The organism is Gluconacetobacter asukensis (assembly GCF_014174375.1).
Classification (GTDB): Bacteria; Pseudomonadota; Alphaproteobacteria; order Acetobacterales; family Acetobacteraceae; genus Gluconacetobacter; species Gluconacetobacter asukensis.
Map to the genome: position 1 here is coordinate 15005 of NZ_JABEQE010000006.1, position 13104 is coordinate 28108.

General features: G+C 64.7%; 12 protein-coding genes and 1 tRNA gene. 6 read left to right on the top strand and 7 right to left on the bottom strand.

Annotated elements, in window-relative coordinates; genetic code table 11:
* Positions 1–112: 112 nt before the first annotated feature.
* Together yghU and HLH35_RS08400 are read right to left on the bottom strand one after the other, a co-directional pair.
* On the bottom strand, positions 113–991 hold the full coding sequence (gene yghU, locus HLH35_RS08395) for a glutathione-dependent disulfide-bond oxidoreductase (protein WP_456305635.1): 879 nt from the start codon (positions 989–991) through the stop codon (positions 113–115).
* A 12-nt stretch (positions 992–1003) separates the two neighbouring features.
* Positions 1004–1708 (bottom strand): glutathione S-transferase family protein, encoded by a 705-nt coding sequence (locus tag HLH35_RS08400; RefSeq protein WP_182978728.1) that lies wholly within the window; start codon positions 1706–1708, stop codon positions 1004–1006.
* A gap of 115 nt (positions 1709–1823) precedes the next feature.
* On the opposite strand from HLH35_RS08400, the gene HLH35_RS08405 reads away from it, so the two are divergent.
* On the top strand, positions 1824–2459 hold the full coding sequence (locus HLH35_RS08405; protein ID WP_182978729.1) for a TetR/AcrR family transcriptional regulator: 636 nt from the start codon (positions 1824–1826) through the stop codon (positions 2457–2459).
* Between the two features lie 99 nt (positions 2460–2558).
* Complete coding sequence (locus tag HLH35_RS08410; protein WP_182978730.1) at positions 2559–3200, top strand: LysE family translocator; 642 nt, start codon at positions 2559–2561, stop codon at positions 3198–3200.
* Between the two features lie 60 nt (positions 3201–3260).
* Here HLH35_RS08410 and HLH35_RS08415 read toward each other — a convergent pair whose 3' ends face one another.
* Both HLH35_RS08415 and HLH35_RS08420 read right to left on the bottom strand, forming a co-directional pair.
* Positions 3261–5414 carry a methyl-accepting chemotaxis protein gene (locus HLH35_RS08415; protein ID WP_246384957.1) on the bottom strand — a complete coding sequence of 718 codons (2154 nt, stop codon included), beginning with the start codon at positions 5412–5414 and terminating at the stop codon, positions 3261–3263.
* A gap of 695 nt (positions 5415–6109) precedes the next feature.
* A tRNA-Asn gene (locus HLH35_RS08420) sits at positions 6110–6185 on the bottom strand.
* Between the two features lie 186 nt (positions 6186–6371).
* On the opposite strand from HLH35_RS08420, the gene HLH35_RS08425 reads away from it, so the two are divergent.
* The gene (locus HLH35_RS08425) at positions 6372–7448 is read left to right on the top strand and encodes an ABC transporter substrate-binding protein (protein ID WP_182978732.1); all 1077 of its coding nucleotides are present in this window, start codon (positions 6372–6374) and stop codon (positions 7446–7448) included.
* Positions 7449–7493: 45 nt separating this feature from the next.
* Here the strand turns inward: HLH35_RS08425 and HLH35_RS08430 are convergent, their stop codons facing one another.
* A complete protein-coding gene (locus tag HLH35_RS08430) occupies positions 7494–8945 on the bottom strand; it encodes an NAD-dependent succinate-semialdehyde dehydrogenase (RefSeq protein WP_182978733.1) in 1452 nt (483 codons plus the stop codon).
* A gap of 93 nt (positions 8946–9038) precedes the next feature.
* Between HLH35_RS08430 and HLH35_RS08435 the strand changes: the two genes are divergently transcribed.
* A complete protein-coding gene (locus HLH35_RS08435) occupies positions 9039–9821 on the top strand; it encodes an IclR family transcriptional regulator (protein ID WP_182978734.1) in 783 nt (260 codons plus the stop codon).
* A gap of 14 nt (positions 9822–9835) precedes the next feature.
* Here HLH35_RS08435 and HLH35_RS08440 read toward each other — a convergent pair whose 3' ends face one another.
* Entirely contained in the window at positions 9836–10588 is a 753-nt protein-coding gene (locus HLH35_RS08440; RefSeq protein WP_338029317.1) for a TetR/AcrR family transcriptional regulator, read from the bottom strand.
* A gap of 240 nt (positions 10589–10828) precedes the next feature.
* Here HLH35_RS08440 and HLH35_RS08445 point away from each other — a divergent pair, with 240 nt between their 5' ends.
* Positions 10829–12016 (top strand): thiolase family protein, encoded by a 1188-nt coding sequence (locus tag HLH35_RS08445; protein WP_182978735.1) that lies wholly within the window; start codon positions 10829–10831, stop codon positions 12014–12016.
* Between the two features lie 91 nt (positions 12017–12107).
* Positions 12108–12791, top strand: a complete 684-nt coding sequence (locus tag HLH35_RS08450) for a DUF2459 domain-containing protein (protein WP_246384958.1) — start codon at positions 12108–12110, stop codon at positions 12789–12791.
* A gap of 72 nt (positions 12792–12863) precedes the next feature.
* Here HLH35_RS08450 and HLH35_RS08455 read toward each other — a convergent pair whose 3' ends face one another.
* Complete coding sequence (locus HLH35_RS08455) at positions 12864–13058, bottom strand: hypothetical protein (protein ID WP_182978736.1); 195 nt, start codon at positions 13056–13058, stop codon at positions 12864–12866.
* Between the last annotated feature and the right edge of the window lie 46 nt (positions 13059–13104).

Genomic DNA, 13104 nt, shown 5'->3' on the forward strand with positions numbered 1-13104 from the left:
TATCCGTTCAGGAGCCGTGTGCCAGGTGCAGACAATGTCCCTGAACGAATAAAAGTTTTTTGGTTCTTTTTTCAAAAAATAACAGAAACCAGAGCGAATCTGTTCAACGCCTTTACCCGGCGGTACCGAGCTTGTCCTGTGTCTTCGTCTCGAAATCACTTGCCTCGTGGCGTTCGCGCAGCTGGCTGGAGGGTTCGCCGCTCATGCGGTTGACCATGCGGCCGCGCTGGACGGCCGGGCGTTCCAGCAGGCGGTCGGCCCAGGCCTGGAGATGTTTGTAGTCCTGCACGCTCAGGAACTCGGCGCCGCCATAGAGCCAGCCTTTGGCCAGTCCGCCATACCAGGGGAAGATCGCCATGTCGGCGATGGTGTAGCTGTCGCCCGCGATATAGGGGCTTTCCGCCAGCCGGCGGTCCAGCACGTCGAGCTGGCGCTTGGCCTCCATTGCGAAACGGTCGATCGCATATTTGATCTTGTGCGGTGCGTAGGCGTAGAAATGCCCGAACCCGCCGCCCAGATAGGGGGCGCTGCCGACCTGCCAGAACAGCCAGTTGAGGCATTCCGTGCGCCCGGCGATGTCCTTTGGCAGGAAGGCGCCGAATTTCTCGGCCAGGTAGAGCAGGATCGAGCCGGATTCGAACACCCGGATGGGGGCGGGCCCGCTATGGTCGACCATGGCGGGGATCTTGGAGTTCGGGTTGACGGCGACGAAGCCGCTGCCGAACTGGTCGCCCGCGCCGATATTGATCAGCCATGCATCATATTCGGCCCCGGCGTGACCGGCCGCCAGCAGTTCCTCCAGCATGATCGTCACCTTCACGCCGTTGGGCGTGCCGAGCGAATAGAGCTGGAGCGGGTGGCGGCCGACGGGGAGTGTCTTGTCATGCGTCGGGCCTGCGATCGGGCGGTTGATGCTAGCGAACTGGCCGCCGCCCGACTTGTTCCAGGTCCAGACCTTAGGTGGGGTGTAGTCGGTGGGTTCGGTCATCATGGATCTCCGATATCAGGATGCAGGCGGATAATTCGAGGGGAACAGCGCGCGGAGGGCCTGTTCGTCGGTCGTGGTCTTGAAGGCGTGATCCTGCCCGACGGCGCGGGCGCGCGCTACGGCGGGGCGGCTGTCGATGGTGTGGAAGAAGCGTTTCAGGTGGGGCCAGGGGGTCAGCGGATCTTTCGTACCCTTCATGACTCGGGCCGCGCGATCGATCCAGCCCCAGGCTGACATGTCGGCGATCGTGTAGCTGTTGCCGGCGATATATTCCCGGCCTACCAGGTGATCGTTCAGCACCTGGTAGTGCCGCTGGGCCTCGCGCCGGTAGCGGTTGATGGCATAGTCCTGGTCTTCGGGCGCGAAATACTGGAAGTGGACTGCCTGGCCCGAATAGGGGCCGAGGCCGGTGGCGATGAACATCAGCCAGGACAGCAATTCCGGCCGGTCGGCCGGGGTGCCGAGAAAGCGGCCGGTCTTTTCGGCGAGGTAGAGAAGGATGGCGGTGGAATCGAAAACGTGTGCCGGCGTGCCGTCTGGTCCGTCCGGGTCGACGATCGCCGGCACCTTGCCGTTGGGGTTGATGGCGCGGAATGCCGGGTCATGCTGTTCGCCCTTGCGGGTGTCGACGGGAATGACCGTGTAGTCCAGGCCGCTTTCCTCGAGGAAGAGGGCCACCTTCGCGGGATTGGGGGTGGGGTGGAAATAGAAGCGGATCATGGTGCCTCCGTTCGTGCCGGCGCATGGCGCGGTGCGTTTTAGTATGATCGTTCTAGAATGACGCGTCGTATCTCATGTGGCAAGATGGGATCGTAATGCCTGCATGGATGAGGGAATGGCCCGGCCGCGAGAATTTGACGAAGATGCTGTGCTGGATGCGGCGGTTGCGTGTTTCTGGCGGCACGGGTTCGATGCGACGTCCATCAGGGACCTGGTCGGGCAGACCGGGTTGACGGCCGCGAGCCTGTACAATGCCTTCGGCGACAAGAGGTCGCTGTTCCGGCTGGCGCTCGAACGGTATATCGCGGGGGGGATTGGCCCGCGCCTTGCGCGGTATGAGGCCGCGCCGCCGCTGGATGGTGTGCGGGGCTATCTGGACGATGTGGTGGCGCGTTCGCTGGATGATCCGGCCAGCAAGGGCTGCATGGTGGTGAATGCCGCGCTGGAATTCGCGGCACAGGATGCGGAGTTCCGGCCGCTGATCATCGGGACGTTCGCCCGGATCGAGGCATTTTTTCTCGACTGCGTTCGGCGGGGGCAGGGCGATGGCAGCATTACGCGCGCGATGGCGGCCGAGGATCTGGCCCTGCACTGCCTGGCGGTGCTGATGGGGGTGCGGGTGCTGGCGCGTATCCGCCCGGAGCGGGCGGTATTGAACGGAGCCGTGGCGGCGCTTCTGGCCGCGCTGGCCGCGCGGCCGGAAGAGCGGCTGGACGGGGCTGCGGATCGTTCGGAACGTGGTATGACATGAAAGCCTGGCCGGAAATGTGACTGGCGAGCGGTGGCGCGCGGGGACGCGCGTCGGATCGTCGTCGGCGCGTGTGCCCGGTCGGGCCACAGGAGACAGACAATGATCTTGCCCGTTACCCATCTTGCCGCGTTTGCGCTGGTCGCGCTGGGCATGGCGCTGACGCCCGGCCCGAACATGATCTACCTGATTTCCCGTTCCATCTGTCAGGGGCCGCGTGCGGGGCTGGTCTCGCTTGGCGGCGTGGCGCTTGGATTTGTCTTTTACATGCTGTGCGCCGCGTTCGGGATTACCGCGCTGGTTATGGCTGTGCCCTATGCCTATGCCTATGACGCGCTGCGGCTGGGTGGGGCGGTGTACCTGCTTTATCTCGCATGGCAGGCGATCCGGCCCGGCGGACGGTCGCCGTTCCAGGTGCGCAAGCTGGCGGCGGATGGCAATCGCCGGCTGTTTCTCATGGGTTTCATGACCAATCTGCTGAATCCCAAGATCGCCGTGATGTATCTGTCGCTTCTGCCCCAGTTTACCGTGCCGGGCACGTCTATGCTGTTCCAGATCCTGATCCTGGGGACCATGCAGATCGTCATCAGCGTGCTGGTGAATGCCGTCATTGCGCTTTCCGCCGGCAATATGGCGAAATTCCTTGAATCCAACCCCCGTTTTGCCATGGCCCAGCGCTGGGTGATGGCAACGGTGCTCGGCGGTCTGGCAGCGCGGATGCTGACCGAGCAGCGGGGGGCCTGAAGGAGGCGCATCCCCGATCAGACGGATGGTCTGATCGGGGGCGTGTGCCGGAAGGCGCGGCTAGCTGCCGTGCCTTGCCAGTTCCCGGCTGGCGGTGTTCCGGGAGCCGGGAAGCCTGAAATGCGTGACGAGTTGCGTAAGCTTCTGCGTTTCTCCGGCCAGGCTGCGGGCCGAAGAGCGTGACGTGTCGGCGATGGATGCGTTTTTCTGGGTGCTCTGGTCCATGACGGTCACCGCGGCGCTGACTTCCTTGAGGCTGGTGGCCTGGTCGCGCGCGCTGTGAACGATCGTGTTCAGCTTTTCCCCCATTGTCGAGACCAGTCCGGAAATGGTTTGCAGGGCTTTCTCGGTATCGCGCACGCAGGTGGCGCCGGTGTGGATTTCCTCGACCGTCTTGCGCACGAGGTCGCCGATATCGCGGGCGGCGTCGGTGCAGCGCTGGGCAAGGACGCGGACTTCGTTGGCCACGACGGCGAAGCCTTTTCCGGCGTCGCCGGCGCGCGCGGCCTCGATGCTGGCATTGAGGGCCAGCACGTTGGTCTGGAACGCGACGCCGTCGATGACCTCGACGATGGCGACGACCTGCGCCGAGCTGGTTTCGATGCGCTGCATGGCCTGGCGGGTGCGGCTCATGATTTCGGAAGACGATTCGGCTGAATCGCAGGCCTGCGTGCCGATGGCCTGGGTGTTGTTGATGACATCCTCGGCATGCGAGACGTTTCGGGTGATCTGATTGATCGCAGCCGTCGTTTCCTCGAGGGCGGCGGCCTGCTGTTCCGTTCGGTCGGCGAGTTCCTCGGCGCCGGTGGAGACGGTCTGGCTGCCTTTGCGGATCGTATCGACCGCGTTGGAAATGCCTGTGATGGCCGTGGCGAGCTGCTGGATGGACCGGTTGAAATTGGTCCGCAGCGGTTCGAATTCCTGCGGTAGGGGCTGCTGGATCTGCGACGAGAGGTCGCCGGTCGACAGGGCGTTGAGGGCCGTGCCGATCGTGTCGATGACCCTGTTGACGTCCTTGAGCCTCTGCTCGTCTTCCTGGCGGCGCCTGGCCTGCTGCGCCTCGTTCCAGCGGCGCTCCTGCTCGGCTTCGGCGTCGGCCTGCCGGGCCCGGAGAAGGGAACCGCGGAAATTCTCCAGCCCGCGGGCCGTGGCGCCGAGTTCGTCGGATCGCTGCACGCCGTAGACGGTGACGTCGTAATCGCCATGTTCCAGCGCCGAGACGGACTGCAGCAGGTTGCGCAGCGGTGTGCTCAGCAGCTTGTTGAAGATGAACCACATCAGCGCGACCGACAGGATGATCAGCGTCACGCCGGGAATGACGAGGGAGAAGATGTTGTCCCAGACCGGCTTGGTGATGGCCTCGGACGGCACATCGACGATCAGGGTCCAGTACACATTGAAATTGTCGATCTTGAGCGGAACGACGATGCGGTCCATCGTGCCGTTATTGAAATTGCGAATGATGGAAAGCTTGTGTTCTGAAATGGCTTTTTCGACAAGCGTGTTGGGTGTGTCGTTATAGTGCTTCATCACCAGGGCGGGATCGGGATTGACGATCCAGAACCCCTGGCTGGATAGCAGGGAGATGGTCGACCCTTCGGCGATCTTGACGTTCTTCAGCAGCGGCGCCAGCCAGCCGAGCGGGACATCGGCCCCGATGACGGCGATTCTCTTGCCGTCGAATGTGATGGGATAGGTGGGGGACACCATCGGAACCTTCGTATCCGCGTCGATATAAGGTTCCAGCCCGTCGAGGTCGCCGGTCTTGATGATGTTCTTGTAAACGTCGCTGTAATGTTCGGGTGGTGTGTTGATCGTGACCTTGCCGTCGGCGCCGCGCAGGACATACGGAAAGAAGATGCCGTGGCTGTTGGTGCCCGGGCCGCCGGGAACCTGGGTGCCGTCAAATCCGCGCGGGACTTCCTTGAAGTCCATGCCGTAAATGTCGGGAAAGCGCTGCATGTCTTCATACAGGAGGTCGACGATGAACTGCTTGGTCAGCACGCCGGACCGGTGGGCGGTTTCAATCGTGCTTTGAATGCCGCGGACGACGGTGTTCTGCGCGGTCAGGGCCAGGGTGATCTTCTGTGCCAGGATCTGGCTGTTCGAAATCGCCTCGGAATAGATGTTCTTTTCGACCTGGGCCTTCATCTGCGTGCTGGACAGGGTCACCGCGACAAGCTGGATGATGATGAAGGACAGCCCGCATATCATTATGATTTTTGTGGATAGATATGCGCGGGGGCGCGCATTCGACGATGCGACCATCAAAGAGACACTCCGGGAGAAAGGTGAAGCAAAGTCATGAGGTAAAACCAGTTGCGGATACTCTGACATCTTCGTTGCTTCTACACAAGCGAAGTCTGTCCTTCAGTAAAGATGGACCAGGCAATGATATTATACGACTCAACAATGAATATATACGTCGTTATTGTTTATTTTTGTGTTTTTTCAATAGTATTCATTTATGAAGGTCGTGGAGTTCAATAATTTTCAGGCCCTGCGCTGGAATAGGGTGATTGTATTGGTTCTAGGATGGATTCTGGTCGGATGGAATTCTCTGCTTGGGTGAGGTGCCTGTCAAAACAACGCGATAGCGCGTTTTTCGTGATCCGTTGAGACAAAAATCCGCATAAGTGTTTGATGGAATTTGTTTTTCCGCCAGGTGTCCGTGTTCGGACGAGGATCGCCCGTGCAGGCCGGGGCGGTCTGTGTGCTGCCGGGCCTCGGCGATGTGTCGGATCGGGAAAGCGGGGGCGCGGGGAAGGCAGGGGCTGCGACCCGCTGGGGCGTGTGGTGCCGGGTATTGCGCGCGGCTTTAACCGCTCTGTGCGCGCCATGTGCGCCTGCATTGCCCGGACCGGGCGCAGGGCGGTCTTTCTTTAGTCTTTGAAGAAATAAGGAAAGGTTGGCTCCCGAAGTAGGACTCGAACCTACGACCCAGCGATTAACAGTCGCTTGCTCTACCAACTGAGCTATTCGGGATCAGCGCCGGGGCACCGTATAGCGGAGGTTCGGGACGGAGGTAAACCCCCTCGATACGTTTTTTTTTGACGGCTAGGAGAGGAGGCTCCAACCATGCGAAGACGTCTCATGCGCGATGGGCTGAATCGCGTCGGATAAGGGCTGAAGGGGGCCAAAGACACGGATGGATCAGAAGGCCGGTCATCCATGCGTGGCCTGACGCGGCGGCGCCTGCTGGTTGCCGCCGGTGGGGTGGCAGGTGGGGCGGCGGTCGTGGGGGCCGTTGTGACGCGCAATCGGGGGCCCCATCCGGTGGTGCGGCACAAGATTATGCCCGATGGCCGGGCGCGGCGGCTGGTCCTGTCCTGGCCGTCGTCGAATCGTCTGTTGTTCGCCGTCGCGCGGGCCCGGTTTTTCGGCCCCTACAATCTGGACGTGACATTGGTGGATGGGCCGCGCACCGGCCGCACGACCATTGCCGATGTGGCGGAAGGGCGGGCCGTGGGAGCGGCGGCGCCGATTCTGACCTGGCTGGACCGTTTTCGTCTTGGGCCGATTCCGGCCCATCTGGTCAGCGGCCTGCAATCGGGCAGTTTCCGCCTGCTGGTGCGGCGCGGGGTCAAGGGCTCGCGGCTGGATAATGTCGCCGGGATGCGAATCGCGGTGACGGACCAGGACATGGCCGACCGGCTGTTCTTCTCGGTCATGATGCGGCGCAAGGGCATTGATCCGGAAAGCGCGGTGCATTGGGTGACACTGGCGCCGACACAGGTGGAGCAGGCCGCGCGGGCGGGCGAGATCGATGCCGTGGCGGCCCATGATCCGCAGGCGTGGCAGTGGCTGCATTTGCCCGATCCGCTCTTCTTTGAGCTGGAGAACAGCACGACCGGCCATTACGGGGAGCGGACCAATCTGGCCCTTGGCCTGTCCGACGCCCTGTTGCGGTCCGACCCGGTGGCGGCGGCGTCGCTGGTGATGGCGCTGCGCGCCGCGTCGGACTGGATTCGCGCCCATCCCGACCAGGCGGCGGACCTGGTGGCCGAGGCGATGGAAGGCATGGGTGCGGGCCAGATCCTGGCCATGCTGCGGCATGAGAGCCTGGGCATCAGCCCCGTGGGCGGCGACCTGCGGGTGCAGGTGTCGCAATATGTGGACGAAATGAAGCTGCTGGGACGGGTGCCCGATACGGTCGGCTCGGCGGCCTATGCACGGCGGCTGTGCGTCAACGTGCTGGAGGCGGACGAATCCGGCGCGCTGTCGATTCCGGGGAACGGGCCGGCCTGACGCCGGCCCGATTGCGCTGCGATATTCGGGCGCGTGCCGGAACCGTCAGCCGATGGACGAGCAGAGATATTTGATTTCCAGATATTCCTCGATGCCGTGGCGTGAGCCCTCGCGGCCCAGGCCCGACTGCTTGATGCCGCCGAAGGGGGCGACCTCGTTGGAGATCAGGCCGGTATTATGGCCGACCATGCCGTATTCCAGGGCCTCGGCGACGCGCCAGACCCGGCGGACATTCTCGGTGTAGAAATAGGCGGCCAAGCCGAATTCGGTGTCGTTGGCCATGGCGACCACCTCCTCCTCCGTCTCGAAGCGGAACAGGGGGGCGACGGGGCCGAATGTTTCCTCGCGCGCCACTTTCATCTTCTGGGTGACGCCGGTCAGGATCGTCGGTTCGTAGAAATTGCCGCCGGCCGGGGGCTGCCTGCCGCCGGTGACCAGGGTGGCGCCATGGGCCAGCGCGTCGGCGACGTGGGATTCGACCTTTTCGACCGCCGCGGAATCGATCAGCGGGCCGATGGTCACGCCGGGTTCGGTGCCCTGGCCCAGTTTCATGGCCCGCACCGCCTCGGCCAGGCGGGCTGCGAAGGCGTCATAGATGCCGGACTGGACATAGAGCCGGTTGGCGCAGACGCAGGTCTGGCCCGCATTGCGGTATTTCGAGGCCAGCGCGCCCTCGATCGCCGCGTCCAGATCCGCGTCGTCGAAGACGATGAACGGTGCGTTGCCGCCCAGTTCCAGGCTGAGTTTCTTGATGGTGGGCGCGCACTGGCTCATCAGGATGCGTCCGACCTCGGTGGAGCCGGTGAAGGACAGTTTGCGCACCACGTCCGACCCCGTCAGCACGCCGCCGATGGCACGGGCGTCGCCGGTGATGACCTGGAACACGCCGGCGGGCACGCCCGCCCGCTCGGCCAGCACGGCCAGGGCCAGTGCGGTCAGCGGCGTCTGTTCGGCGGGTTTGACGATCATGGTGCAGCCGGCGGCCAGCGCGGGGGCGGCCTTGCGGGTGATCATGGCGGCAGGGAAGTTCCACGGCGTGATCGCGGCGCACACGCCGACCGGCTGCTTGATGACCAGCAGCCGCTTGTCGGTGGTGGGGGCGGGGATCGTCTCGCCGTAGATGCGCTTGGCTTCCTCGGCGAACCATTCGAGGAACGAGGCGGCATAGAGGGCCTCGCCCTTCGCCTCGGCCAGGGGCTTGCCCTGTTCGGCCGTCATCAGCGCCGCCAGGTCGTCGGCGTTGGCGACCACCAGATCGAACCAGCGGCGCAGGATGGCGCCGCGATCCTTGGCGGTGCGGGCCGACCAGGCGGGCAGCGCGCGGGCGGCCGCGGCGATGGCGGCTTCGGCTTCGGCCGCGCCCAGGTCGGGCACCTGGCCGACGACGCGCCCGGTCGCGGGGTCGGTCACGGGGGATGTCCGCTCGGGCGCGGTCACCCATTTTCCGTCGATCAGGCAGTCCGATCGCAACAGGGTCGGGTCTTTCAGCATCACCATTGCCGCCTCCATATCGTTCAGTATATTGAACGCGTGGTCATCATAATGAACTGTGGGTGCATTGAACGCCTTCGGTCAAGGCGGGAGAGGGGAATGCGGGCTCACGATGGGATCAGGTCCGGCGGGGCGCATGTGCCGGCGCTGCGGCGGGCGGTGGCGATTCTCGATCATATTTCGGCCTCCTGCGACGCGCCGACGCTCTCCGGACTGGCGCGCGCGCTGGGATTGCCCAAGAGCACGGCACATGGGCTGGTGCAGGCGATGGAGGAACTGGGGCTGCTGGTGCGTGCGGCCGACGGCACGCTGCGGACGGGGCCGCATCCGTTGCGCTGGGCGGGGGATTTCCTGGCCCGGACCGATCTGGTTTCGGTCTTCCGGCAGTCCATCGCCGAGGCGCGGCGATTCGAACGGTTTACCGTGACGATGACGGTGCTGGACGGTGGCGAGGTCGTTTATATCGCCTGTTCGGATGCCAATCGGCCGCTGGATGTGGCCTTTCGTATCGGCATGCGCCTGCCCGCACCCTTTACCGCCACGGGCAAGGCGCTGCTGGCGGCCCGGCCCGACGGGGAGTTGGACGCGCTGTTCGGGCTGGGGTTTCCGGCCCCGCTGACGCGCTACAGTGTTGCTTCACTGTCCGATCTGCGGCGGGAGCTTGTGGAGACGCGGCAGCGGGGTTTTTCGATTGATGACGGGCAGATCCGCGAGGGGTTGTTCTGCCTGGGGGCGACGGTGGGCGATCATACCGGCCAGGCGGTGGCCGCGCTGGCGTTGTCGCTGACGCGCAGCGAGGCGACGCCGGATACGATCGCCACCCTGGGGGGCGCCCTGGTCGAGGCCGCCGCCGATCTGTCGTGCCGGCTGGGGGGCGGCTGACCAGAGGGCTCGGCTTATGCCGCCACGTGGCGCTTGCGGGGCGCTTGTGTCTTTGGGGCGGCCTTCGTTCCGCTTTTCTTTTCGCTCTTCGCACGGGTGGCGGAGGCTTCGTGGCGGAAGATCGTGAGGATCTGGGCCGCGATCTCGGCGGGGGAGAGGCGGCCCTCGTGATACCAGGTATCCGCGGTATTGAGCAGGCGCAGCAGCAGGATGCGATAGATCTGGCGGTCCAGCCCGGGCGGCAGGGGGAGGGCGTCGACGATCGTGCGGAAGATGGTCTCGAACTCGTCGCGCTTCTTGACGAGGATGGCTTTCACCTCCTCGGGCACCGAGCGGAAATTGTTCATGATCGGCAGCGTGAGGGATTCGGGATTGAGCTGGATTTCCAGCATCTCGGTACACGCGGCCTCCAGCCTTGCCCACGGCGCGGTGTGCGGTGCCATGGCGGCGCGTATGCGCCGCGCCGCCGCGTCCAGCGCCCGGTCGTGGATTTCGATGAACAGCGCCTCTTTCGAGCGGATATGGTAGTACAGGGACCCGCCCATCATGCCCGCCCGCTCGGCGATCTCGCGGATCGAGGTCGCCTTGTAGCCGTATTCGGCGAACAGCTTGGCCGCGATTTCCAGAATTTCCTGACGGCGTTCCAGGTTGGGGGCGGCTTCGGCCGCTGGGACTGCCTGTGCGCGGCCACGCCTGACCGGGCGGGCCGGGGGCTCGTCATGCGTCCTGCCGGGACCGGTGGTCTTCTGTCTTTGCCTCGCGCTCACGCCGTCCTGTGCTCCTGCTATCTGATTCCAGATAATTCTTAGTGCATGGCCGGTTCATGTTCCATGGCCTGATGCGCGGTCTGTCCCGGAAATGCGTGCGGGCGGCGGGGCGGCGCTCAATCATGTGTGATGAGGCGGGACTGTTTTCGGCCTCGACAGGGGTGGGCGCGCTCCATAGAAAGTTGACTAACAAATGTTAGGCAAATTTCGGCCAGCGTGACGTATGAAGGGTGCGACATCATGAACATGGATGATCCTGTCGTCATTGTTTCGGCGGCACGTACGCCGGTTGGCTGGTTCCAGGGCGTGCTGTCGGATGTGCCGGCGACCGAACTGGGGGCTGTGGCGATCCGGGGGGCGCTGGAGCGGAGCGGTCTGGCGCCTGATTCCGTCGATACGGTGCTGATGGGGTGTGTGTTGAGTGCCGGGCTGGGGCAGAACCCCGCGCGGCAGGCCGCGCATGGCGCGGGGCTGCCGTTTGGCGCCGCGACGGCGACCGTCAACAAGCTGTGCGGGTCGGGGATGATGGCGATCGCGATGGGGCACGATGCGCTGAAGGCGGGCTCGGCCCAGGCGGTCGTGGCCGGTGGCCTGGAGTCGATGTCGAACGCGCCCTACCTGCTGACCAGGGTGCGGCAGGGCTATCGTCTGGGGCACGGCCAGATGATCGACCATATGTTCCACGACGGGCTGGAGGATGCGTACGAACCCGGGCAATTGATGGGGCATTTCGCGGAACAGACCGCGCGCGATTATGGTTTCAGCCGGTTGGAGCAGGATGCGTATGCCGCGATGACGCTGGCGCGTGCCCGTGTCGCGGTGGAAGGCGGGGCCTTCGCGGCCGAGATTTCGCCGGTTTCCGTCAGGACCCGCAAGGGAGAGGTGGACGTCGCGCAGGACGAGAATCCCCTCAAGGCGCAGCCGGACAAGATCCCGACGCTGCGTCCGGCCTTCGGCAGGGATGGCACGATCACGGCGGCCAGTTCGTCGGGCATTGCCGATGGTGCGGCGGCGGTGGTTCTGGCGCGCCGGTCCTGGGCCGAACGGCAGGGAGTGCCGGTATTCGCCGCCATCCGGGCGCTGGCGGTTCATTCGCAGGCGCCGCGCGATTTCACGCAGGCGCCGGTGCCTGCCATCCGCAAGCTGCTGGATCGGGCGGGGTGGCGCGTGGGCGATGTCGATCTGTTCGAGATCAACGAGGCTTTCGCAGTCACGGCGATGGTGGCGCAACGCGATCTGGACATTCCGTCGGACAGACTGAACGTGAATGGGGGCGCCTGCGCGCTGGGGCATCCGATCGGGGCGACGGGGGCGCGGCTGGTGACGACCCTGCTGCATGCATTGCGCGCGCGGGGATTGCGGCGCGGGGTGGCGGCTGCCTGCATCGGCGGTGGCGAGGCGATTGCGATCGCGGTGGAGCTGCCCTGACGACCGGGGCGTCGATCGACTGGAAGATGGCTGGCAGCTTCTCTATCGTCTGACATGCCCGATGTTCGTGGCGGTTGTGACGAGGTTCTGCATGTGCTGCCGCGCAGGGAATGTGCTGGAGGGGCTGTCGCGATTTCTGTTGCTGGCCGCCATGGGGGTTCTGCTGGCCTGCTGTGCCGGCGGGAGCGGGCCGTCGGCCTGCCGGCCCGGGGAGCTGAATTCGGTCTATCTGGTCGATCGGGGGTGGCATACCGAAATCGGGGTGCCGGTGGCGGCGCTGTCGGGGAAACTGGCGGTTTATCGCGAGATCTTCCCCGGCGCGCGGACCATTCTGTTCGGCTATGGCAAGAAGACGTTCTTCACCGCCCCGGCGAGCAGTCTGGAAGAGTATCTGATCGGGCCTTTTCCCGGCCCGGCCGTGGTGCAGGTCTTTGCCATGACCACCACGCCTGACCTGGCCTATGACCCGGATGCCGTGGTGGTGCTGCCGGTGAGCCGTGAGGGGATGGGTCGCCTGTCGGACTTTATCGGGGACGACCTGGAGACGGGGCGTGATGGCCGGCCACGGTTGGTTGCGGCCGGTCATGGGCCGGAAAGCCTGTTCTATGCGGCGCGCAGCCGTTACACGCTGTTCCATACCTGCAACGGATGGGTGGTGCAGGCGCTGCGGGAGGCCGGGTTGCCGGTCTCGGCCGATGGTGTGGTGTTCGCCGGCCAGGTCATGGCGCGCGGCGCGCGTGCGGCGGCGATGTTGTGCCGCAAGACAGCACCGTGAGGGATCTCAGGGTCTGACCGAATATGTGGGCTGGCGCGCGATCGCCGCCAGCGCGCATTTTCGGTCGGGCTCTCAGGGGCAGGGTGGGTGGTTGCCGTCGGGACAGACGACATCCGTGCCGCGCGGTACGACGATGACCTTGTGGTCGCGGGGCGGGTGGTCGTCGCCGTCGCCGCTGGCCGAACTGCATGCGGCCAGCGGGAGAAGGATCAGGCACAGGGCGGCGGAAAGGCGGAGCGGGCGGCACGGCAATGGAAGGTCGGTCATGGAAGCGCTTTCGCAACGGGAAGAGTGGATGTTCCTTCAATCGCAT